The organism is Edaphobacter lichenicola (assembly GCF_014201315.1).
Taxonomy (GTDB): domain Bacteria; phylum Acidobacteriota; class Terriglobia; order Terriglobales; family Acidobacteriaceae; genus Edaphobacter; species Edaphobacter lichenicola_B.
The window spans coordinates 221,616-243,592 of the sequence record NZ_JACHDY010000006.1 but is presented as its reverse complement, the minus strand read 5'-3'; the positions used below and the strand labels follow the sequence as shown (position 1 = coordinate 243,592).

Sequence of the window (21,977 nt, the reverse complement as noted above, 5' to 3'; positions counted from 1 at the left end):
TTTCGACGAATGTCTAACCCTTGCTGCTGTCGTCTTACTTACTTCTTACAGTCCGCCGAGCAGCGTTCCCCTTAGCCGCTTTCGTCTGCCGATCACCGTCAGCCAACTGGATCTTATGCGCCGCAACAATAGTTCCAATCAACCCTGGAAAGCGCTTGTCGATCTCCGCGCAACGAGACGTGTTGTGCATCTCAACGCCCTGACGCTCGCCCCGAATCAGCCCGGCCTCGCGAAGTATCTTGAAATGCTGAGAAAGCGTTGACTTCGGTATCGGCTTCTCGCTGATATTCGAAAACGCCACACAGTTGTGCGAACAATCCTGTCCTACGATGTCGGCATAGATCGCCACACGCACAGGGTCGGACAAGGCATGAAGGATCGCTTCAACCGTCACGTCCTGGACCGAGGGGTGGAATAAGGGCCTCATGAACACCACGATAGTCTCTAATAACAAATTGTTCAATAGTGCATAAATGCGGAACTAATGAATCTTTCAACTACCAGGCTCCATCTACTCAGCAGACCGGAACTGAGCCACAGTAGTTCCAAAAATCTCAAGTTTCTATAAAGCAATCTCAAAGAGGAACCAATCATGAGCAAGCTCAAGGGTAAAGTAGCAGTCGTCACTGGCGCATCCAAGGGTATCGGAGCCGCCATCGCCAAGTCGCTCGCCTCCGAAGGTGCATCCGTAGTCGTCAACTACGCCTCCAGCAAGTCTGGTGCAGACACCGTCGTCTCCGCCATCACCGCAGCCGGAGGCAAAGCCGTCGCCGTGGGTGGTGACGTCTCCAAAGCCGCAGAAGCGCAGGGCATCATCGACGCAGCCATCAAGAACTACGGGCGCCTCGACATCCTCGTCAATAACTCCGGTGTCTACGAGTTTTCCCCCCTCGAAACCGTAACCGAAGAGCAGTTCCACAAGATCTTCAACATCAACGTGCTCGGCGTTTTGCTCACCACCCAAGCAGCGTCCAAACATCTCGGCGAAGGGGCCAGCATCATCAACATCGGCTCTGGCGTCAGCAGCATTACCCCTCCCAACAGCGCCGTCTACACCGGCACCAAGGGCGCTCTCGACGCCATCACCGGCGTCCTCGCAAAGGAACTCGGTCCGCGTAAGATCCGCGTCAACTCCGTCAACCCCGGCATTGTCGATACCGAAGGCACGCAATCCGCAGGCTTCATCGGATCCGACTTCGAGAAGGCCCTCGTCGCGCAAACTCCCCTCGGTCGCGCAGGCCGCGTCGACGACATCGCCTCCGTCGTAACCTTCTTTGCATCCGACGACGCAAAGTGGATCACCGGCGAGCGCGTCATCACCGGCGGCGGTCTCCGCTAACCTCGCACAAAGCCCACTCATCGCTAGCGGCATCAAGCGTTTTGAGTGGGCTCTCGCACACGACTCTAGCGAACAAGAACAGCAAATACGAAAGGAAGAATTCACATGGGCAAGCTCGATGGAAAAGTAGCAGTCATCACCGCCGCAACGTCAGGCATGGCACTCGCCACCGCTAAGCTCTTCGTAAAAGAAGGCGCATATGTCTTCATCACAGGCCGTCGCCAGGACAAACTCGATGAAGCTGTCAAGGCAATCGGCAAGAATGTGACAGGTGTACAGGGCGACGCCTCAAACCTCGCCGACCTCGATCGCCTATACGAGACCGTAAAAAAAGAAAAAGGAAAGATCGACGTCCTCTTCGCCAGTGCGGGCCAGGGCGAGTTCGCCAAGATCGGCGAAGTCACCGAAGAGCACTTCGATAAAACATTCGACCTCAACGTGCGTGGCACACTCTTCACCGTGCAGAAGGCCCTCCCGCTTTTCAACGACGGCGGCTCCATCTTCATGAACGGCTCCATCGCCAGCATCAAGGGCTTCCCAGCCTTCAGCGTCTACAGCGCCAGCAAAGCCGCGGTGCGATCTTTTGCGCGCACGTGGCTCAACGATCTCAAGGACCGCAAAATCCGTGTCAACGTCCTCAGCCCAGGGACGATCGACACCCCCATTCTCGATCCGCTCGGCCCCGACGCGAAGGAATACTTCAAGACGCTCATCCCGCGTGGCGAAATCGGCCGCCCCGAAGAGATCGCAACCGTTGCGCTCTTTCTCGCCTCCGACGATTCCAGTTTCGTCAACGGCATCGAGCTATTTGTCGATGGCGGAACTGCACAGATCTAACGCAACCACACATAGCTGAGAAGTACTGAGTGAACACGCCACGCTGCCGACAGCATCAAGCAGCGTGGCAACCTCAGATCGAGCGCAGAAGTAGAGATGATCCATGATTGAATGCATCGTTATTTTGGCTTTTTCCATAAGAGAGGTACTACAGCATGAACACAGAAGCTTCGCTCATCGACTCGGCGCTCCGCGGGTGGAAGGCAAACGTTGACCGCACTACGAAACTCTTCGACGCTCTAACCGAGGAGCAGCTTCTCGAGCAGGTCGCTCCCGGAAAGAACAGGCTTATCTATCTCTGGGGTCACTTGGCGGCCAGCAGCGACGCGCTCCTTCCTCTGTTGGGATTAGGCCCGAGACTCCATCCGGAACTCGATTCGATCTTTATCTCCAATCCCGACGGGCACTTCCAGAATCTCCCCACGGGAGCACACCTGAAGCGAATCTGGAATGAAATCAACGATGCCCTATGGACAGCGTTCTCGAACTTGTCAAGCTCGGACTGGGCACAAAGACACACCGCCGTCTCCGAAGAAGACTTCAAGCTCGAACCTCATCGCAACCGCTTCACCATCCTGCTCGGCAGAACCGCACATCTCGCATATCACTTCGGCCAGGCAAAGCTAGCGCAGCAAAGATAACTCCAAACGATAAGCCCGAACAAACGCAACTTTAGCGTGCAGCGAAACTACCTTCATCCACGGTGAAGCGAAGGCGTCCAGCGTCGAAGCTCACCCGTAGATGACGGTACTTCGCGAGATAGTAGACGCCGACAATCGCTGCGGCAAACCCTGAAGCAGCGCCAATGCCAAGCGCCCAACGCGGCCCAAATCTATCAGCGATCCAGCCGACAATCGGCGCGCCCATGGGTGTGCCCCCGAAGACCACAGCGAGAAGGATGGCCAACACACGTCCACGCATCTCGGGCTCGGTTGAGAGTTGCACCAAGCTGTTCGTCGAGGTAGTGAAAGTCTGCGCAGACACTCCGATAACGATAAGAGCGAGGCCAAAGAGCCAGTAGTTAGGCATGATCGCCGCTAGTGCCAAGCCGACACCGAAGACCGCCGCACCTGCTAGCAACGGCGTCATGTTAGGTCTTTCTCGTCTCGCGGCGAGAAGCGCGCCGGCAACCGACCCAATCGCCATAGTCGACGTCAAGAGCCCGTACAGGCTCGCTTCAGCGTGGAAGACGGTCACGGACATGGTTGAGATAAAGATCGGGAAGTTGATTCCGAACGTACCAACCAAAAAAAGCATGAGAAAAATAGCCTTTAGATCGGGCCTCTTCCAAACGTAACGAAACCCTTCGATGAGGCTCCCACGTTTGCGGACGGCTCTCGCCTCGCGATGAAGTTCCCCCACGCGAAGGAGGCTTAGCGAGCAAAGCACGGCGACAAAAGAAGCCGCATTGATAACGAACACCCATCCGGAGCCCACGACAGCGATAAGAACGCCTGCGATGGCCGGACCGATCATCCGCGCAGCATTAAATGAGGTCGAATTTAGCCCCACTGCATTCGACAAATCAGCCTCTCCGACCAACTCCGAGACGAAGCTCTGACGTGTCGGCGAATCGAACGCAGTCACGCAACCCAGCAAAAACGCAAATACATATACATGCCACAACTGAATGATCCCAGCAACAGTAAGAATCCCCAGTCCCAGGGCCAGCGCTCCCATCGCCGCCTGAGTAGCGATCAGGAGCTTTCGCCGATCGAGATGATCCGCGGCAAAACCAGTCAGCGGCAATAAGAGCACCTGCGGGCCGAACTGGAGCGCCATGACCACACCGACAGCGGTCGCATTGTGGTGGGTCAGCTGCGTGAGGACGATCCAATCCTGCGCGGTGCGCTGCATCCACGTTCCAACGTTAGAGATTAGCGCCCCGCCAGTCCACACTCGATAGTTGAAGCTATTCAGCGAACGGAAGGTGCCTTTCATCGGACTGCTCATGAGTTCCCAGGAGAGTTGCCGCCGTGGAACCGTCCGAAGCTGCGTGCCATGATCATGCTCATCAGAAGAATGCCCAATCCCAACGAAACAACATGATCCGTAGCTCGCAAACTGAAGCTGCCGACACGGCATATCAGAACATAGCCAACCACCAGGTTAAAAAATCCCCAAAGCACGTTCACGGTAGAAGAAGAAAGCCCTTGACCAGGCGGTTTAGCAAATGGGCTTTGAAAGGGACGCCCCATCACACCGCTCACAAAATGCGGAATAGAGTTTGTGAGAAAAACGCCCCCAAACAGATAAGCTGCAGAGTGATTCCATTCCATTTGTCAAACCCTCCTCTTTCGTTAAACCTCGCTGTCACGCGCGGCTGTCGTCGAGGCGATCAAGAATCTCCCGAGTCGTGCCCGTTTCGCCCAAACGCGGAAAGATCCGCATGATGCTGTTGGTATGAGCATCGAGGTTAAAATCTGTCATAGCGTCAACGGCGAGGGTGACATTGAAGCCGCACTCGTGCGCCTGGCGGGCCGTTGACTCAACACCGGAACTAGTTGCGACGCCGACGATGACAACCTGCGTGACGCCCAGCTTCTTCAGACGCTCCTCAAGGCCAGTGCCCGTAAACGCTCCCCAGGTCCGCTTCGTCACGGCATGGTCCTCAGGCTGCTGATTCAACTCAGGAACCAGATCGGTCCATCCGGCAGGAAACTCACGAACCCTCGGAGCCTGTTCCGTCCGGCCAGGTGCTCCGGCAGAGACGTTGACAAGCACTACCGGCAGATCATACCGACGGAACGCGCCTGCTAACGCGCTGGCTTGCTTCACGACCTCTCCCACGGGATGCGCTGTAGGCATCGCAACGATGCCGTTCTGCAGATCGATGATAACGAGAGCAGTCTTCGGGTCAAGCGAGGTTATCGCCATGGTGTTCTCCTTCCGTTGATTCGGACTATCGTTAGGATCAACCAGCATGAGTGCTTGATCGAAGATTGAGAGCAGATCGATACACCTTAAACATGAGGATACCCTCAATTTCTTCCCAGAGTTAGAATATGAGCATGTCCTCAACAATGTCAAGCCCAAGGCGGGCTCCCCAGCAGGAGCGGGGCGAACGGCGGGTCGCACAGTTGCTCGATGCCGCTGCGTCTTTGTTGGCTGAAGTTGGCTACGACGCCGCCACCATGACAGAGATCGCCGACCGAGCCAATGCATCCATCGGAACGGTCTATCAGTACTTTCCCAACAAGCCGGCCATCGTCCTGGCACTTCGGAGCCAATACGTCGCAGAGATGGAGGAGCGCTGGGCGCACCTCAACGAGGAGACTGTGGCGGAGATGTCGGCCGAGCAAATAGCCCATCGGTTTGTCGAGCTGACGACAGATTTCGTAGAGGAACACCCGGCCTACTTTGCAATCCTCGACGCTCCTGTGAAATACAAGCGTAGCCAGGAAGCAAGAAACCGCTTACGGGAGCGAATCGCTAAGGTATTCCGAAGCAAAAAACCTGCCATCTCGCAGGAAGTGGCATTCCGAATGGCGAACGTCGCTCTAGGCATCATCAAGAGCATGAACAAGCTCTATGCAGAAACCAACTCCAAAGAGCGAGAAGAACTGGTCAAGGAATACAAGGTCGCTCTCGCAGCCTATCTAAATTCGCGCCTGGCCCCATTCCATAAAGATCGAATGCAGAAGTGAACTCCCAAGAAGTGAATCCCAAGACATGACCAGCTATGCATCAGCATCGTGGCGCATGAGAGTTCAAATAACTCGCGCGCGCCCCTTGTTTATTCGACCATGCATCCAGAGGCCCTAGCTGAATTGCGTCCGCCGCCAAAGACTCCATCCTCCAACAAGGAGACTAACCAGCAGAACCGCGATCAGAATCACGACCCAGCCAAGGTCCATCGTCAGCGGCGGCACCACTGCGCGAACTCCCAGCGTGACAAAGACTGCACTGGCCGTCACAACGATCAGATAATCCCACCAGCGACGCCGCCCATCTCTCCGGCCCAACTCATCTCCCGCCTGCGCCATCATCGTTCGCTGATAGTCCAGGCCATACCGATTGCACTCTCGCAGCACCGCCTCATTCGTTGAGCTTTGCTCCTTCGCTGAAGCAACCGCCGTGCTGATCGCGAGTGCACCAAGGATCATGATTATGGACCATCCAATGACCATCCACCTGTGCTGCCGATCAGCCTTCGCCAGCTCGCCAAACACCAACGCGCCCCACGCAAGTCCCCAAAGCTGATTCGTATTCGAGAGCGGGATCCCGCGCCCAATCCCCAGATACTTCGCCGCGAACTGCTGGAACAGATCGCCCACCACCCAGACGAACCCACCCAGAAAAAGCCAGAACAAAACCCCCGGCATATGGAACAGTTGGAACGCCGACGAGTGCAACCCGCCATCCAGAGCCAGCGTCAACGCCAGCACCGTTCCCAGCTCTCCCACCGTAAACACCGTCACGAACGACAGAGGATTCATCCCGCTCAGATAAGCCTTGCGATACGGAACATACATCGTCCCCCACATCAAACTTGCGCCCAACGCCGCAACGATTCCGCGAAGAGCATGACTCCCTACCGCCCCGCCGTGGATCGTGCTGAACCCCAGCATCACCGCAGCAATCACGATCGCAATCGCGCCCAGCACCACCTTTGCAGTATTCCCTCGGCTCGCCCCCTCCAACTCACGAAACAGAACTCGTCCCCAGAACAATCCAATCAGCGAGTTCGCATTCCACATCGGAAACGCCACCGCCAACCCAACATCTCGAATCGCAAAGACAGTCAAAGTATTTGCGACCGCCCACAGCGCGCCTGCCAGCAGCGCCCAGACAATCAGATGCTTCCTCTCCGACAGATCCTCGAAGACATACCCCGTCCCTTTCAGCAGCGTGGGAAACGTCCACCGCGCCGTGAACACCCCAGCAACCATACACAGAGAGATAGCAAACGGCGAGAACCCCGCATTCACAAGCTTCGTGGGAGCTTCCGCCGCCCCCAGCCAAACGCCCGCCGTCAATCCGCAGACGACGCCCAAACCATGCAGAGACAACCGCGTCCTTCTTACCCGCTCTAACGCAAGTGCCATTCCACTCCCTCGATGCTTTCTTTCAACCCGGCCGCGCTCGCCGTCTAGTGCAACGCCGTCAGCAGAGCGATCCCCAGCACAAGCACACAGAGTGGCACCAGGAAGTGGCTATCCGTAGCAATCGTCTTTATCCTTTTTCCGAAGCCCAAATCACCCTCCACGATCTTGTCCATACTAAGTGGTTTCGTCCTCCATTAAACTTCGCTACAGTGGTGTGCATGCTTTTGAAGCAGATGCTCGCAATCCCGCTACTCCCCGTCGCTCTCATCCTCGCCGGTCTCACGATGCCGCCCGCATTCGCATCTGCCGAGTCCTCGACGGCACCCGCCGAAGGTGTTCTCCAGCGTCTCATGCCTCATCTCGCGCCACAGCTTCAACTGGCTCTCGTCCCTAAGCCCGATCACAAAGACTACTTCCGCATCAGCGGCACGCGAGGCCACATTCGCGTCGAAGCCGCCACGCAACCGACCCTGCTATACGGCGTCAATTGGTATCTGAAGTATGTGGCCCACCTGCAGATTTCGCCAAACGGCTCTCTACTCGGCTCTCCCAATTTCACCCTCCCCGCGCCAGACGCACCCATCGAGAAACCCGCACTCTACCCCTGGCGGTACGCCTTGAATGAAAACGTCGACGGCTACTCCGCCCCCTACTGGGATCAGCAGCGTTGGCAGCATGAGATCGACCTTCTCGCCCTGAGCGGCACCAACGCCATCCTCATCGAGCGCGGCATGGATCTCGTCCTCTATCAGACCTTCCGCGACGCCGGCTACTCCGACCAGGCCATCCGCAACTGGATCGTCCAGCCAGCCCATCAGAACTGGCAGCTCATGGGCAACATGTGCTGCTTCCAGGGCCCCATCTCAAAGGAGCTTCTCGAGAAGCGATCGCGCTCAGCACAACAACTCATCGCCACCCTTCGCAGCCTCGGCATCACGCCCGTCCTGCCCGGCTACTACGGCATCGTCCCCGCAGACTTCGCCTCCCTTCACCCCGGCGCACACGTCATCACGCAAGGCGACTGGAACGGATTCACTCGCCCCGGCTGGCTCGATCCCCGCGATCCAAACTTCGACAAACTCGCAGCATCCTTCTACCGCCATCAGCGCGAACTCTATGGCGACTCAGCCATCTACGACATGGAGATCTTCCAGGAGGGTGGAGCCGCCGGCGACGTCCCAGTCCCCGCCGCCGCAAAAAAAGTACAGCAAGCCCTCATGCGCGACCATCCCGACGCACTGTGGATGCTGCTCGGATGGCAGCAGAACCCAACCCAGGAGCTGCTCTCCTCCCTCGACACCAGCCACGTCCTCATAGCCGAGATCGAGCAGGGTCGCATTCCCCGAGAGGACCGTGACCGCGAGTTTCGCGGCGCATCCTGGCTCTACGGCGGCCTGTGGGAGTTCGGCGGACGCACCACCATGGGAGCACCGCTCTACGACTACGCAGTTCGCCTCCCCAGGATGGCTGCGCTCCCCGGCAGCCGCATCGTCGGCACCGCCGTCTTCACCGAAGGCATGGACACCAACCCCTTCGCCTTCGACCTCTACACCGAGATGGCCTGGCACGCCGATCCAGTCGACCTCACCGAATGGACCAACGCCTACGCGACCCGCCGATACGGAGCAGACGATCCACACGCTCGTCGCGCCTGGCAGATCCTGCTCAAAACAGCCTACGGCTACCGAGCCGACGGCAACACACAGCACGGCGAACGCGACGCCTCACAAGACTCGCTCTTCAACTCCCAGCCGTCCCTCACCGCAACCCGCGCCGCAACCTGGTCCCCCGACGTCCTGCGCTATAACCCAGCCGACTTCGCCCCCGCACTCACCGAACTCCTCGAAGTCAACCCCTCACTACGCTCCACCGAAACCTACCGCTACGACCTGGTCGATGTAGCCCGACAAACCATGGCCAACGAGAGCCGCCGCCTCTTGCCGCTGATCAAACAGGCCTACGATTCCAAAGACAAAACCGCCTTCGCCAGACTCACGAAGGAGTGGCTTCGCGACATGCAGCTACAGGACCAGCTCCTCCAGACCAGTCCCTTCTTCCTCCTCGGCAGATGGCTCTCCTTCGTCCCACCCTGGGCCTCCTCACCCACAGAACTCGACCGTCTCAACTACGACGCCCGCTCCATCCTCACCACCTGGGGCGATCGCAAAGCCAGCGAGTACGGCCTCCACGAGTATGGCAACCGCGACTGGGCCGGCCTGACCCGCGACTACTACATGGCGCGCTGGCAGATGTACTTCGACTCGCTCTCCGCCTCACTCGAAACCGGCGAGGCTCCGAAAACCATCGACTGGTATGCCTTCGGCGACCAGTGGAATCACAGCCAGAAAGCCTACGACGCCACACCGCACGGTGACTCCTACGACGCTGCCCTGGCCATCGCGCATACACTTCATCTAGCTCTCCCAATCAACAACCCGAGGCACACCAGTAAACTATGACAACGATGAGCGCACCCTCCCAAACCCCCTGGCCCTCTCTCACCGGCGCCCGCCCAGCACGCCTCCTCTCGCTCGACTTCCTCCGCGGCCTCACCATCGCCTTTATGATCCTCGTCAACAACAACGGCGATGAACAGCTGGCCTACTGGCCACTCAAGCACGCGGCCTGGAATGGCTTCACCCCAACCGACCTCGTCTTCCCCACCTTCCTCTTCCTCGTCGGCATCTCGACCGTCTTCTCCACAGCTTCGAGGCTCGCACAAGGCGCCACAAAACAGACGCTCTTCCTACACGTCCTGCGCCGCTCCATCACGCTGTATGTAATCGGCCTCGCGATCCACAGCTTCCCCTTCTTCAACTTCCACACCATGCGCTTCTACGGCGTGCTTCCCCGCATCGCCATCTGTTACTTCCTCATTGCCTCGCTCTACATCATCAGTCCCGGCTGGCGCAGCAAAGCAGTTCTCGCGATCTCCGCTCTAGCTGCCTATTGGATCCTCATGCGCTTCGTTCCTGTCCCTGGATACGGCGTCCCCACGCACGACATTCCCCTGCTCGATCGCGACGCAAACCTCACCGCATGGCTCGACCGCCAGTTATTTTCAGCGTCTCATCTTTACGAGCACACCCGCGACCCCGAAGGTCTTCTCAGTACGATCCCTGCGCTAGCCACCGCTCTCTTCGGCGTTCTCACCGGCATCTGGCTGCGCACCCAGCGCACGCTCAACCAGAAGATAACCGGCATCGCCATCGCTGGCCTCAGCGGCATTCTCCTGGGCGGCCTCTGGAACCTCTCCTTCCCCATCAACAAAAAACTCTGGACCAGCTCCTTCGTCCTCTTCGCCGGCGGTCTCAGCCTCTCCTTCCTCGCCCTCAGCCTCTTCCTCGTCGATCTACCCGGGAAAAAACCCGCCAAACAAGATCACTCCGGCGTCCTCAAACCCTTCTTCATCTTTGGAACCAACGCCATCGTCGCCTACGCCTTCTCGGAGCTGCTCGCAGCCGCCATCGCCAGCATTCATGTGCACCCCGGCGTCAATCTGCAGCAATCCATCTTTCGCTCCATCCAACATTTGGTTCCGAATATACCCTTCGCCTCTCTGCTCTACGGCCTAGCGTTCGTAGCTGTCTGCTGGCTCTTCGTCGCCGTGCTCTACCGCCGCAAAATCTTTATCAAAATCTAATTCCCTTCAACCCTCATGCGTCCTGCCAATACCGCAGGACGCACGATTCCATTTACAGTGAAAAGATGACGAAACCGTCGAAGGTCGATCTGGTCGGCGTCGGGCTCAACGCCACAGACACCGTCATCCCCCTGGTCAATTACCCACCACGCGGCTCCAAGGTCGAGTATCAAACCGCCACCGTCCTACCCGGAGGACAAGTCGCATCCACCGTCGTAGCCTGCCAGCGCTGGGGAATCAAAACGCGCTACGTAGGCAAGCTGGGCGATGACGCAGCCGCCGCGCTTCATCGCGAAGCCTTCGCGCACGCAGGTGTCGAGACGCATATCATCACAGCCGCAGGCGCCGCCAGCCCGCAATCCTTGATCCTCGTCGACGCCGGCGGCGAGCGAACCGTTCTCTGCCGGCGAGACGAACGACTCATCCTCCAGCCCGCCGATCTCAATCGCGAGTGGATCGTAAACGCCCGAGCCCTTCACGTCGACGGCCACGACACCGCCGCAGCCACCCTCGCAGCAACCTGGGCACGCGCCGCCGGCATACCAGTCATCGCCGACTTAGACGAGCTCTATCCCGGCGTAGAAGAGCTCATCGAAAACATCGACTACCTCATCGTGAGCCGCGACTTCCCCCGCCGTCTTACCTCCGAGCCCAACCTCGAAAAAGCCCTACAGCAAATCCAACGCCGCTACGGATGCACTCTCGTAGCTGCAACACTGGGAGAAGAAGGCGTAGTCGCCTGGGATGGCAAGCAGCTCCGCCACACTCCCGCCTACTGCGTCTCCGTAGTCGACACCACCGGAGCCGGAGATATCTTCCACGCAGGATTCATCTACGGCCTGCTGCAAAACTGGCCCCTGTCGCGCCAACTCGACTTCGCCTGCGCCGCAGCTGCTCTGAACTGCACCGCAGTCGGAGCCAGAGGCGGAATCCAACCCCTCGAAATCATCGAAGACCTAATGAAAACCGGCTCACGACATCACGCACCTCACTACGTCTAGGCCCGTTCCCTAAGCCGATTGCCAGGTCGTTCAGAAGGACTCACACGCTCATGAAGAGCTCCGACCCCACTCAAAATCCGCAGTCAAATCTCGGACCGAATCCGGAGCTGAACCGAGCCACCCACACCGTCTCCATCGAAAAGGTCCTCGGCGTCAGTTCGCATCACGCGCAGGACGCCCTCGCCGTCGAGGAACCGCTCGAGCTTCAACTAGCCCACGGCCCCCTCGACGCACGATCCGTAAAGTCCATCTCCGTCACCATGCGCACACCGGGTCACGACTTCGACCTCGCCGCCGGCTTCCTCATGACCGAAGGAGTCGTGCGCGACCCCAACGACATCGACCAGATCCTCTACCTCGCCAACAGCCCCGAACTCCCCGCAGCAAAACTCCAAACAGAGAGCGCGCTCCCCTATCGGCCAGAAAAAAACGTCGTCCGCGTAGACCTCGTACCCGAAGTAGTCGTCAGCCTCGCCAACCTCGAGCGCAACTTATACACCACCTCCAGCTGCGGCATCTGCGGCAAAGCCTCTCTGCTCGCACTCCAAACCGTCTGTCCCCCGCGCAGAAAAAACACCTTCCAAATCGAAGCCGAAGTTCTCTACCAGCTGCCGAATCGCCTGCGCCAAGCCCAAACCCTCTTCAATCAAACCGGCGGAATCCACGGCGCAGCTCTCTTCAACGCAACCGGAAAACTCCTCGCCGTACGCGAAGACGTAGGCCGTCACAACGCAGTCGACAAGCTCCTCGGCGCAGAGTTTCTAGCCGACCGCACGCCCCTCCGCGACACTCTGCTCTTACTCTCCGGCCGCGCCAGCTTCGAGCTCCTGCAAAAATCCCTCATGGGCGGAGTCTCCATGGTTGCCTCCGTCGGCGCTCCGTCCAGCCTCGCCGTCCAAGTCGCAAATGACTTCGACATCGCCCTCGTAGGCTTCCTCCGCGATGGTCACTTCAATATCTACAACGGCGCAGGGCACATCCTCGGCCACACATCAGACTAAGCACCACCCTCAAAAAAAAGGCCGCCGCGATCTCCCGCAGCGGCCCAAGGTACGTCAGCGCTTACATCCCGCTCTGGTTCCCTGCATCAGGATGAACCACGCGATAGCTGGCTCCGCCCTGCGACCAGACCAGCAGCAACAGATCCTTCCCTGCCGCATTCGCGTGCGCCGCATTCACAAACTGCTCCGCCGAAGTCACCGGATGCCGATCCACTTCAAGGATCACATCCCCAGGAGCAAGGCTCGCGTCATCAGCCGGGCTTCCCGGACGAACACTCTGAATCGCAACTCCCTGCACCTGCGAAGGAATATGCAGCTGCTGCCGCACATCAGGAGTGAGCTCCGCAACAGCCAATCCCAGCTTGCCCTTCTGCGGACCAGCACTCTCACCGTTGCTCGCCACCTCAGCATCCTTGTGATACTCACCGACCTTCACGTTCACAGTCTGCGAAGAGCCATTGCGAATGATGCCCAAAGCAATCTGCGTCCCCGGAGTATCTTCGCTCACCGCAACCTGCAGCGCGCCTCCGTTGATCACCTTCTGCCCATTCAGCTCATCGATCACGTCGCCGTTCTTCAGCCCCGCCTGCGCAGCCGGAGAGTCAGGCGTCACCTGCGTCACAATCGCTCCCGTCGCCTCCTTCAGGTTGAAGAAGCTCGCATTCTCAGGCGTCACATCGTTCATGCTGATCCCGAGATAGCCGTGATGCACCGCGCCCGTCTTGATCAGCTGCTCCGCCGTCGCCCGCACCATCTGCGAAGGAATCGCAAACCCGGCGCCCGCAAACGAGCCACCGTTCGAGATGATGAACGTATTAATTCCAACCAGCTCTCCGCGCGCATTCACCAGCGGTCCGCCCGAGTTCCCAGGATTGATCGCCGCATCGGTCTGAATATATCCACCCGGCTTCCGTGCATCATCACGATAAGGATTCTGCCGATCCACCGCACTCACAATGCCACGCGTCACCGAAAACTGAAAGTACCCAAACGGACTCCCGAACGCCAGCACCGTCTGTCCCGGCTTCAGCTTCGTCGAATCGCCCCACGCAATGCTCGGCAGATCGTGCGCGTCCACTTTGATCACCGCAATGTCCGTCAGAGGATCACGCCCCACCAGCTTCGCCTTCAGCACACGCCGGTCATGCAGCGTCACCCGCATCTCCACCGCGCCATCGACCACGTGGTTGTTCGTCACAATATATCCATCCGGTGAGATGATGATTCCGCTGCCAATCCCATGCTCCAGCTGAGGCTGCTGCGGCCTCTGCTGCATCATTCCCGGCGGCAGTTGTCCAAAGAACTGCTGAAGCCCCGGCGGCAGACTCTGTCCCTGCTGTGGACCATCTTCCTGATCGCCGCCCGTCTCATGTTCCGATTCCGACGACCCACGCGACGTGACCGCCACATTCACCACCGCAGGCGTAACCCGCGCCGCTACCGCTTCCACCGCGTTGTCCAGCGCAACCAACGACGAGACACTGTTGTCATCCATCGGCGCGGGCGACGCGATCGGCGAAGCAATCATCGCCGCATGAACGCCATTGTGATGAACGAACATTCCAGCTGCCAGCACCAGAGCCGCGGCAGCACCTGCAGGAACGGCAACCCGCCCCGCCTTACCTACTAATTTATTAGTTTCAAACGCCATGATCGATCCTCACAACAGTTCGTACAGCTTTGTTTAAAGTTGAATGACCAGCCAGCCGCCCGCGGTTGGCACGGCTGCAAACGAAGAAGAAAACACCCGCTCACTCGACACTGTGAGCACCATCCTTGGCTGCGACGACTCCTCCCACGAGGTCAGCACAACCCATCCCTGCATCTGCTGCGCCCGCTGCATCGCTCGATCCTGCTTCGCACGCAGCAACGCAGCCGAATGCACAGCATGACGACGCTTGGCAGCCACAGCACCCTTCTGCTGTGGCAACTGCCCCGCCGAACCCATCGGCATGGAAGCCTTCAGCAGCGTCTCACGCGCAGCTCCCATCGCAGCGCTTGTCTGCGAAGCAGAAAACCCAACAGCCCGATACTCCGCACCACCCGCAGCGAAACTCCGTGCATCCGCATGCAGAGGTGCCACACCACCAGAGAACGAAACCACCTGCGGACAGCGCGAAAGCTCAGCCGCTCCTCCAACAAGTCCCAGCACGAGCACACTCATCACCACGCCAGCCTGCGTCCTGCCCATCCCCTCGCTGCGCCGCAAAATACTATGCACCCTCTGCGCCAGCTCCGACCGTCTCTCCCACGCACCCAGCGAAAGCGCCGCCCCTCGCCGACCCAGCCGCTGCTCGGCCAGCCCCGTCAGGCAAGTCGCATAAGCCTTCGGAGCCTTCGTCAATCGCAGCACCGCATCGTCACACGCCAGCTCCCGTTCGAAGCACAGCCTCCGCTCGATCCACAGCAAAACCGGATTCAGCGGTACCAGCACTAACCCAATCTTCTGCACCAGGTTCATCCAGTCATCGGCCCGTCGCAGATGCCCCATCTCATGCAGCACAATCTGCTCTAACTCCACCGGAGTAAGCCGCTCAAACATCGCAAGCGGAATCAAGATCCGCGGCGAAAAAAATCCAATCACACTCGGCCGGTCCACATCCACTGACGTGCAAAGCGTCACCCCGCGCCATCCCACCGCCAGCGAAGAACTCCAACCTGCGCCCATCTCCACCGGCGTCGCGCGCTTCCATATCCCACGCAGCTGCACCGCGCCCATCGCCAGCCTCACCCCGCGCACCAACGAAACAGCCAGCCACAGCCCAGCAATTGCAAAGCTCCAACGCACATCCACCTGCACGACTGCGCCAGCCGCTCCATCCCCAACACGCATTCCATACGCATGCAGCAGCGGCAGCAACGCCAGAACCGCAAACACCGCCGTCCACACCGCAAACCGGATCGCCGCTGTCGTCTTCGGCATCAGCCGCAAACAAATCCCCACACATGCCGCCAGCACCAGCCCCTGCCACAACCCCGACACCGCCGACCCAGCCGCCACTCGCGACAGCCCCTCGACACCATGCAGAAAGTTCACCATCACAGCTCGTCTCCCGCGCGGTCATCCGCAGCCGCCGCAATCGCCTCTTTCAGCCGCCGCAACTCCTCCGCCGTAACCTCGTCGTCCCCGAGCAGCGAGAGCAGCAGCTTCTCTCTCGAGTTGCCAAAGAATCGCTGCATCATATGACGAACCTCCGACCGGCTGGCCTCCTGCTCCTCAACGCACGGACTATACAGAAACGCCCTGCCCTCCTGCCGATGCCGCACATACCCCTTCTGCTCCAAAATCCGAATCGTCGTCAACACCGAGTTATAAGCCAGCGCCGCCCCATCGGGCATCGCAGCCACCAGCTCTCCCACAGCCGACTCGCCACGCTCCCATAAGATCTTCATGAGCCGTAACTCAGCCTCGGTCAACGTGATGGACTTCTTTGGCGGCATAACCCTCTCAACGTCCAAACCCCTTCAAACTAGAAGAAGTAAGAATTTACTCAAAGGAGAGACGACCAACTAATCCATTAGTTAGCACAACCACAAAAAATTATCCTCCCCAACCACTCCCTCCGAAAGCGCCTTCGTGGCACACATTTACTCTTGCTGGAGAGGAAACACCGACGATGATCCACATCGACGAGATCACAACGATCACAGCCCCCATCCAACGCTGCTTCGATCTCTCCCGCAGCGTCGAGGTCCATTTCCTCGCCAACATCCACGGCGGCGAGCAAGCCCTCGCGATCGCCGGCCTCACCTCCGGCCTCACCAATCTCTCCGACCAGGTCACCTGGCGCGCCAAACACTTCGGCACCTGGCAAAACCTCACCAACGAAGTCACGGCCATCGAACCACCAACCTACTTCCAGGTCACCATGGTCAAGGGAATCTTCCGTTCCATGCAGACCGATCACATCTTCCGCACCCTCCCCTCCGGCGCAACCGAGATGCAGGATCTCCTCCGCATCTCCGCTCCCCTGCCCATCCTCGGGCCCCTTGCCGAAGTGCTCTTTCTCCGCAACTACATGCTGTCACTCGTCCGCGAACGAAACGCAGTCATCAAGCAGCTCGCCGAGTCCTCCGACTGGCAGAGTTATCTGCCAACCCAGAGCGACACGCCAACCCAGACCGCACCCGCATCAACCAACAAAACAGCGCAGAGGCAAACGCGCCCATGAAGATAGTCATCCCCGGCGGCACCGGTCAGGTAGGCCACATCCTCGCCCGTCATCTTCACCACCAGGGCCACACCGTCGTCTTCAGCCGCACCCCACACACCGCTCCCTGGCGCATCGTCCCCTGGAACGGCCTCACCACCGGCCCATGGATCGTCGAACTCGAACAGAGCGACGTCTGTATCAACCTCGCCGGCCGCAGCGTCAACTGCCGTTACACTCCCGCCAACCGCCGCGCCATCTTCGAATCCCGCGTCCTCTCCACAAAAATCCTCGACGAAGCCATCGCCTCCCTCAAGCACCCACCCACCATCTGGCTCAACGCCAGTACCGCCACCATCTATCGCCACTCCCTCGACCGCCCCATGGACGAGGCCACCGGCGAACTCGGCGGCAACGAGCCCGGCGCACCCGACACCTGGAACTTCTCCATCGAAGTAGCCAAAGCCTGGGAGTCCTCCTTCTTCTCGACCCCACTCCCACGCACCCGCAAAGTCGCCTTACGCAGCGCCATGACCTTCAGCCCCGATCCCGGAGGAGTCTTCGCCGTCTTTCTCAGTCTCGTTCGCCACGGCCTCGGCGGCACCAACGCACCCGGCACTCAATTCGTCTCCTGGATCCACGAGGCCGACTTCCTCCGCGCCGTCGAGTTCCTCATCGCCACCCCGGCCATCACCGGCCCAGTCAACCTCGCCTCGCCAAATCCCCTCCCCAATCGCGACTTCCTCCGCATCCTCCGCGAAGCCTGGGGCGCTCGCATCGGTCTACCCACAGCACCGTGGATGCTCGAGATCGGCACCTTCCTCCTGCGCACCGAATCCGAGCTCATCCTCAAAAGCCGCCAGGTCATCCCCGGCCGTCTCCTCAACACCGGCTTCCAGTTCACTTACCCCGACTGGCCCTCCGCCGCCCGCGATCTCGTCGCCAGATGGCGATCCCGAAAATTCCATGTATAACTTGCATCCGGGCCGTAGTATCGTCGTTGCCATGGCTGCGGAAGACGCGAACGCTCTGCGTAGAGCGCTTGAGAAGAACGAAATCATTCCGTACTTTCAACCGCTGGTTGAGCTGCGCACGGGCCTGCTCAGCGGATTCGAGGTCCTCGCGCGCTGGCTGCATCCCAACCGCGGCCTCATCACTCCCAACGAATTCATCCCCCTCGCCGAAGACGCCGGCCTCAACGGTCTACTCACCGGCAATCTCCTCCGAGCCGTCTTCACCGCCGCCAAAGACATCCCCGAGCACCTCACCCTCTCGGTCAATATCTCCCTCACCCAGCTCACCGACTTCTCCCTCCCCAAACACATCCGCGCCGCCGCCGAGCAGGCCAGCTTCCCCCTCAACCGCCTCATCCTCGAGATCACCGAGAGCGCCCTCGTCGGCAACACCGAGCAAGCCTACCGCATCGCCACCGAACTCAAAGAGCAAGGCTCCCGTCTCGCCCTCGACGACTTCGGCACCGGCTACTCCAGCCTCCGCCACCTCCAGTCCCTCCCCTTCGACGAGCTCAAAATCGACGCCAGCTTCGTCCGCTCCATGGGCCACACCCGCGAGAGCCGCAAGATCGCCGCCGCCATCGTCGGCCTCGGCAACAGTCTCAGCCTCACCACCGTAGCCGAAGGCATCGAAAGCCAAACCACAGCCGACATGCTCCTCTGGCTCGGCTGCGACCTCGGCCAGGGCTGGCTCTACGGTCGCCCCGTCCCCCCCGAGCAACTCCCCGAGGTCCTCGCCGCCAGGCTCGACCCCGTCCCTCCCGTCCCCGAGCCGCGCTCCCCCGTAGCCGACTCCACCCTCCCCCTCCGCCTCGAAGCTCTTCCCACCCAACGCCTCGCCCAGCTCAATGCCATCTACGATGGTGTCCCCGTCGGCCTCTGTTTCGTCGATCGCAACCTCCGTTACGTCAGCGTCAACAAGCGCCTCGCCGGAATGCATCACCTCCCCGTAGCCGCGCACCTCGGCCGCTACATCTCCGAGGTCATGCCGTCCGTCTTCCCCCTCTGCGAGCCCTATCTGCTGCGCGCCCTCAATGGACAAGCCAGCAACGACCTCGAAATCTGCTACCCGGACCCCAATCCCCTCAACGAAAAACGCACTCATCTCATCTCCTTCCACCCCGCCCGCGACGAGGCCGATGAGGTCATCGGAGTCTCCGTCTCCGTCGTCGATATCACCCGCCGCAAGCAGGCCGAACAAGCCCTCGCCGAAAGCGAAGACCACTACCGCCATACAGTCGAGCTCAACCCCCAGGTCCCCTGGACCGCCGACCCCCAAGGCATGATCCTCGACGCCAGTCAAAGATGGGAGAGCCTCACTGGCCTTTCCGTCCCGGACTCTCTCGGAACCGGTTGGATCCGCGCCCTCCACCCCGACGACGTCAAATCAACCTCCCGCATCTGGACAGAATCCCTCCGCACCGGTCGCCCACTCGATGTTCAGTACCGCATCCATCGCGTCGATGGCACCTGGCGCTGGATGCGCGCTCGCGCAACCGCACGCCGCGGAAAGGACGGCAAAATCATCCGCTGGTACGGCACCGTCGAGGACATCAACGACCAGAGAAGCGCCGAGGAGGCCCTCCGCCGCAGCGAAGCTCGTCTCAAGGCGGTCTTCGACGCAGTTCCAGTAGGGATCGTCATCGCCGAAGCACCCGACGGCCGTGTCGTCATGAGTAACCCGCGAGCCGAGGAGATCCTTCGCAGCACCGAAACTGCTCCAGCCATGATCGACGACTACTGCAGAGAGTCCATCTCGTTCACCCCAGGACCCAACACGAAATCCACACGGAATATTGATCAGGACCAGGACCACCCGCTCGCCAACGCCATCATGGGAGGAAAATCCATCGGCCCAACCGAGTACCTCCGCTTCCACAGTGACGGTTCAAGTGCTTGGATCAGCCTCACCGGCGCTCCCGTTCTCGACCCGGACGGCAAAGTCTCCGGCGGCGTCGTCGCCATCCAGGACATCGACGAAGACAAACGCGAGATGCAACGCCTCTCCGACCTCAACACCGTCCTCAAAATCAAACTCGAAACCCACCAATAAGCCACAACGTCCCGCACCAAAAACCAAATCCACGCGCCATCCTCCAAAATTCGTCCTCTCGACCGGAGTCGCGCAGCCTCATCGCGCGACGCAGTGGAGCGATCCCTGTATTGGTCGTTGGCTGTTCTTAGCCACTCAACCACAATCCATCGGGTGACCCATCCATCGCGCACTTTGCGATGGGTGGGAATGTAAACTCCTCCCCAGCTATCTTTTGCACTTGCACCTGCTTCTATCTCGTCGTTGCTTGTTCTTTTGTTTGTCATCCCACAGGAATCTGCTTTTTGGTATTTTGCCTTTGCACTTTGCTCGTTCTTCACCCCCAAAAAAATCGCCATCTCGACCGGAGTCGCACGTCTCATCGCGCGACGCAGTGGAGAGATCCCTGTATTTCGCCCGTGTATTTGTCGTTGCAGTCATGGCAGCAAAACAAACGCAACATCCGCTACCCCCGCTCTAATACCGCTTCCAACCTGCTAGCGTAGTACCCAATGGCCCACGCCCACACCATAGCGAGCGTCCGCTACACCTTCGACTCCCTCGCCGATCTCCTCGCCAAAGCCACCCCCGCCCGCTCCGGCGACGAGCTTGCAGGCATCGCCGCCACCTCCGCCCAGCAACGCGTAGCCGCGCAGCACGCCCTCGCCGATCTCCCCCTCACCCACTTCCTCAACGAAGCCATCATCCCCTACGAGACCGACGAAGTCACTCGCCTCATCCTCGACACCAGCCGCACTCCCGCCGCCACCACCGCCTTCGCCCCCATCTCCAGCCTCACCGTAGGCGAACTCCGTGATCATCTCCTCTCGGACGCCGCCACCCCCGCCAGCCTCGCCGCCCTCGCCCCCGGCCTCACCCCGGAGATGGCCGCCGCCGTCTCCAAACTCATGCGCCTCCAAGACCTCATCCTCGTAGCCCGCAAAATCTCCGTCGTCACAAAGTTCCGCACCACCGTAGGCCTCCCGGGCCGCCTCTCCACCCGCCTCCAACCCAACCACCCCACCGACGACCCAGCCGGCATCGCCGCCTCCATCCTCGACGGCCTCCTTCTCGGCTCAGGCGACGCCGTCATCGGCATCAACCCCGTCTCCGACAACGTCGCCACCCTCACCAACCTGCTCCACCTCGTCGATCACATCCGCCGCCGCTACGACATCCCCACCCAATCCTGCGTCCTCGCCCACCTCACCACGCAGATGCAGGCCATGCAGCAAGGCGCGCCGCTCGACCTCCTCTTCCAATCCGTCGGAGGCACCGAAGCCACCAACACCAGCTTCGGCATCAACCTCGCCCTCCTCGAAGAAGCCCACCAGCAAGCCCGCAGCCTCAACCGCGCACCAGAGAACCCCACCCCCAACATCATGTACTTCGAAACCGGACAAGGCAGCAGCCTAAGCGCGGGCGCGCATCATAATGTAGACCAGCAAACCCTCGAAGCCCGCGCCTACGCCGTAGCCCGCCACTTCAACCCCATGCTCGTCAACACCGTCGTAGGCTTCATCGGCCCCGAGTACCTCTACGACGGCAAGCAGATCCTCCGCGCAGGCCTCGAAGACCACTTCTGCGGCAAACTCCTCGGCCTCCCCATGGGTTGCGACATCTGCTACACCAACCACGCCGAAGCCGACCAGGACGACATGGACGCTCTCCTCACCATGCTCGGCGCCGCCGGCGTCAACTACATCATGGGCGTCCCCGGAGCAGACGACATCATGCTCAACTACCAGAGCACCTCCTTCCACGACGCCCTCTACCTCCGCCGCCTCCTCAACCTCCGCCCCGCCCCCGAGTTCGAAGCCTGGCTCAACACCCCCGCCCCCCACCGGCTTCACCTACCAGCCATGCTCCCTGATCCGTAACGATTCGCTCCATTTGCGTCGCCGACGAGAAC

General features: G+C 59.9%; 20 protein-coding genes. 12 read left to right on the top strand and 8 right to left on the bottom strand.

Features of this window, described 5'->3' with window-relative positions; genetic code table 11:
- Positions 1–34 precede the first annotated feature (34 nt).
- The gene (locus HDF09_RS18340) at positions 35–427 is read right to left on the bottom strand and encodes an ArsR/SmtB family transcription factor (RefSeq protein ID WP_183768911.1); all 393 of its coding nucleotides are present in this window, start codon (positions 425–427) and stop codon (positions 35–37) included.
- Positions 428–592: 165 nt separating this feature from the next.
- On the opposite strand from HDF09_RS18340, the gene HDF09_RS18335 reads away from it, so the two are divergent.
- The 3 genes from HDF09_RS18335 (at position 593) to HDF09_RS18325 (ending at position 2,817) form a co-directional block, all read left to right on the top strand.
- Complete coding sequence (locus HDF09_RS18335) at positions 593–1,339, top strand: glucose 1-dehydrogenase (protein WP_183768910.1); 747 nt, start codon at positions 593–595, stop codon at positions 1,337–1,339.
- A 105-nt stretch (positions 1,340–1,444) separates the two neighbouring features.
- The gene (locus HDF09_RS18330) at positions 1,445–2,176 is read left to right on the top strand and encodes an SDR family NAD(P)-dependent oxidoreductase (protein WP_183768909.1); all 732 of its coding nucleotides are present in this window, start codon (positions 1,445–1,447) and stop codon (positions 2,174–2,176) included.
- A gap of 155 nt (positions 2,177–2,331) precedes the next feature.
- Positions 2,332–2,817 carry a DinB family protein gene (locus tag HDF09_RS18325; protein ID WP_183768908.1) on the top strand — a complete coding sequence of 162 codons (486 nt, stop codon included), beginning with the start codon at positions 2,332–2,334 and terminating at the stop codon, positions 2,815–2,817.
- Between the two features lie 31 nt (positions 2,818–2,848).
- Here HDF09_RS18325 and HDF09_RS18320 read toward each other — a convergent pair whose 3' ends face one another.
- Genes HDF09_RS18320 through HDF09_RS18310 form a run of 3 tightly spaced genes read right to left on the bottom strand, consistent with a single transcriptional unit; the run spans position 2,849 to position 5,053 of the window.
- Entirely contained in the window at positions 2,849–4,117 is a 1,269-nt protein-coding gene (locus HDF09_RS18320) for an MFS transporter (protein WP_183768907.1), read from the bottom strand.
- Between the two features lie 8 nt (positions 4,118–4,125).
- Positions 4,126–4,455: a hypothetical protein gene (locus HDF09_RS18315; RefSeq protein WP_183768906.1), complete on the bottom strand. Its 330-nt coding sequence runs from the start codon at positions 4,453–4,455 to the stop codon at positions 4,126–4,128.
- A 34-nt stretch (positions 4,456–4,489) separates the two neighbouring features.
- On the bottom strand, positions 4,490–5,053 hold the full coding sequence (locus HDF09_RS18310; RefSeq protein ID WP_183768905.1) for a cysteine hydrolase family protein: 564 nt from the start codon (positions 5,051–5,053) through the stop codon (positions 4,490–4,492).
- Positions 5,054–5,181: 128 nt separating this feature from the next.
- On the opposite strand from HDF09_RS18310, the gene HDF09_RS18305 reads away from it, so the two are divergent.
- The gene (locus tag HDF09_RS18305; protein WP_183768904.1) at positions 5,182–5,823 is read left to right on the top strand and encodes a TetR/AcrR family transcriptional regulator; all 642 of its coding nucleotides are present in this window, start codon (positions 5,182–5,184) and stop codon (positions 5,821–5,823) included.
- 114 nt (positions 5,824–5,937) lie between these two features.
- Here the strand turns inward: HDF09_RS18305 and HDF09_RS18300 are convergent, their stop codons facing one another.
- Positions 5,938–7,224: an EamA family transporter gene (locus HDF09_RS18300; RefSeq protein WP_183768903.1), complete on the bottom strand. Its 1,287-nt coding sequence runs from the start codon at positions 7,222–7,224 to the stop codon at positions 5,938–5,940.
- Between the two features lie 218 nt (positions 7,225–7,442).
- Between HDF09_RS18300 and HDF09_RS18295 the strand changes: the two genes are divergently transcribed.
- From HDF09_RS18295 to fdhD, 4 genes are all read left to right on the top strand, one after another.
- Positions 7,443–9,683, top strand: coding sequence for an alpha-N-acetylglucosaminidase (locus HDF09_RS18295; protein ID WP_183768902.1), 2,241 nt, complete (start codon positions 7,443–7,445; stop codon positions 9,681–9,683).
- A 5-nt stretch (positions 9,684–9,688) separates the two neighbouring features.
- The gene (locus HDF09_RS18290; RefSeq protein WP_183768901.1) at positions 9,689–10,867 is read left to right on the top strand and encodes an acyltransferase family protein; all 1,179 of its coding nucleotides are present in this window, start codon (positions 9,689–9,691) and stop codon (positions 10,865–10,867) included.
- 65 nt (positions 10,868–10,932) lie between these two features.
- Positions 10,933–11,868, top strand: a complete 936-nt coding sequence (locus HDF09_RS18285; RefSeq protein ID WP_183768900.1) for a carbohydrate kinase family protein — start codon at positions 10,933–10,935, stop codon at positions 11,866–11,868.
- A 50-nt stretch (positions 11,869–11,918) separates the two neighbouring features.
- The gene (gene fdhD / locus HDF09_RS18280; protein WP_183768899.1) at positions 11,919–12,869 is read left to right on the top strand and encodes a formate dehydrogenase accessory sulfurtransferase FdhD; all 951 of its coding nucleotides are present in this window, start codon (positions 11,919–11,921) and stop codon (positions 12,867–12,869) included.
- 61 nt (positions 12,870–12,930) lie between these two features.
- On the opposite strand, the gene HDF09_RS18275 is transcribed toward fdhD, so the two are convergent.
- Genes HDF09_RS18275 through HDF09_RS18265 form a run of 3 tightly spaced genes read right to left on the bottom strand, consistent with a single transcriptional unit; the run spans position 12,931 to position 16,310 of the window.
- A complete protein-coding gene (locus HDF09_RS18275) occupies positions 12,931–14,520 on the bottom strand; it encodes a Do family serine endopeptidase (protein WP_183768898.1) in 1,590 nt (529 codons plus the stop codon).
- Between the two features lie 33 nt (positions 14,521–14,553).
- Positions 14,554–15,909 carry a M56 family metallopeptidase gene (locus HDF09_RS18270; protein ID WP_260181796.1) on the bottom strand — a complete coding sequence of 452 codons (1,356 nt, stop codon included), beginning with the start codon at positions 15,907–15,909 and terminating at the stop codon, positions 14,554–14,556.
- Positions 15,909–16,310, bottom strand: coding sequence for a BlaI/MecI/CopY family transcriptional regulator (locus HDF09_RS18265; RefSeq protein WP_183768896.1), 402 nt, complete (start codon positions 16,308–16,310; stop codon positions 15,909–15,911). The genes HDF09_RS18270 and HDF09_RS18265 overlap by 1 nt, the downstream gene beginning before the upstream one ends.
- Positions 16,311–16,486: 176 nt before the next feature.
- On the opposite strand from HDF09_RS18265, the gene HDF09_RS18260 reads away from it, so the two are divergent.
- From HDF09_RS18260 to HDF09_RS18245, 4 genes are all read left to right on the top strand, one after another.
- Positions 16,487–17,041, top strand: coding sequence for an SRPBCC family protein (locus HDF09_RS18260; RefSeq protein ID WP_260181741.1), 555 nt, complete (start codon positions 16,487–16,489; stop codon positions 17,039–17,041).
- Positions 17,038–17,994, top strand: a complete 957-nt coding sequence (locus HDF09_RS18255) for an epimerase (RefSeq protein ID WP_183768895.1) — start codon at positions 17,038–17,040, stop codon at positions 17,992–17,994. The genes HDF09_RS18260 and HDF09_RS18255 overlap by 4 nt, the downstream gene beginning before the upstream one ends.
- Positions 17,987–20,086: an EAL domain-containing protein gene (locus tag HDF09_RS18250; RefSeq protein ID WP_260181740.1), complete on the top strand. Its 2,100-nt coding sequence runs from the start codon at positions 17,987–17,989 to the stop codon at positions 20,084–20,086. The genes HDF09_RS18255 and HDF09_RS18250 overlap by 8 nt, the downstream gene beginning before the upstream one ends.
- Before the next feature lie 491 nt (positions 20,087–20,577).
- Positions 20,578–21,945, top strand: coding sequence for an ethanolamine ammonia-lyase subunit EutB (locus HDF09_RS18245; protein ID WP_183768894.1), 1,368 nt, complete (start codon positions 20,578–20,580; stop codon positions 21,943–21,945).
- Positions 21,946–21,977 lie beyond the last annotated feature (32 nt).

Coding starts and splice junctions, on each gene's coding strand:
- HDF09_RS18340 (WP_183768911.1), bottom strand. CDS start 427: ATGAGGCCCTTATTCCACCCCTCGGTCCAGGACGTGACGGTTGAAGCG.
- HDF09_RS18335 (WP_183768910.1), top strand. CDS start 593: ATGAGCAAGCTCAAGGGTAAAGTAGCAGTCGTCACTGGCGCATCCAAG.
- HDF09_RS18330 (WP_183768909.1), top strand. CDS start 1,445: ATGGGCAAGCTCGATGGAAAAGTAGCAGTCATCACCGCCGCAACGTCA.
- HDF09_RS18325 (WP_183768908.1), top strand. CDS start 2,332: ATGAACACAGAAGCTTCGCTCATCGACTCGGCGCTCCGCGGGTGGAAG.
- HDF09_RS18320 (WP_183768907.1), bottom strand. CDS start 4,117: ATGAAAGGCACCTTCCGTTCGCTGAATAGCTTCAACTATCGAGTGTGG.
- HDF09_RS18315 (WP_183768906.1), bottom strand. CDS start 4,455: ATGGAATGGAATCACTCTGCAGCTTATCTGTTTGGGGGCGTTTTTCTC.
- HDF09_RS18310 (WP_183768905.1), bottom strand. CDS start 5,053: ATGGCGATAACCTCGCTTGACCCGAAGACTGCTCTCGTTATCATCGAT.
- HDF09_RS18305 (WP_183768904.1), top strand. CDS start 5,182: ATGAGCATGTCCTCAACAATGTCAAGCCCAAGGCGGGCTCCCCAGCAG.
- HDF09_RS18300 (WP_183768903.1), bottom strand. CDS start 7,224: ATGGCACTTGCGTTAGAGCGGGTAAGAAGGACGCGGTTGTCTCTGCAT.
- HDF09_RS18295 (WP_183768902.1), top strand. CDS start 7,443: ATGCTTTTGAAGCAGATGCTCGCAATCCCGCTACTCCCCGTCGCTCTC.
- HDF09_RS18290 (WP_183768901.1), top strand. CDS start 9,689: ATGAGCGCACCCTCCCAAACCCCCTGGCCCTCTCTCACCGGCGCCCGC.
- HDF09_RS18285 (WP_183768900.1), top strand. CDS start 10,933: ATGACGAAACCGTCGAAGGTCGATCTGGTCGGCGTCGGGCTCAACGCC.
- fdhD (WP_183768899.1), top strand. CDS start 11,919: ATGAAGAGCTCCGACCCCACTCAAAATCCGCAGTCAAATCTCGGACCG.
- HDF09_RS18275 (WP_183768898.1), bottom strand. CDS start 14,520: ATGGCGTTTGAAACTAATAAATTAGTAGGTAAGGCGGGGCGGGTTGCC.
- HDF09_RS18270 (WP_260181796.1), bottom strand. CDS start 15,909: ATGGTGAACTTTCTGCATGGTGTCGAGGGGCTGTCGCGAGTGGCGGCT.
- HDF09_RS18265 (WP_183768896.1), bottom strand. CDS start 16,310: ATGCCGCCAAAGAAGTCCATCACGTTGACCGAGGCTGAGTTACGGCTC.
- HDF09_RS18260 (WP_260181741.1), top strand. CDS start 16,487: ATGATCCACATCGACGAGATCACAACGATCACAGCCCCCATCCAACGC.
- HDF09_RS18255 (WP_183768895.1), top strand. CDS start 17,038: ATGAAGATAGTCATCCCCGGCGGCACCGGTCAGGTAGGCCACATCCTC.
- HDF09_RS18250 (WP_260181740.1), top strand. CDS start 17,987: ATGTATAACTTGCATCCGGGCCGTAGTATCGTCGTTGCCATGGCTGCG.
- HDF09_RS18245 (WP_183768894.1), top strand. CDS start 20,578: ATGGCCCACGCCCACACCATAGCGAGCGTCCGCTACACCTTCGACTCC.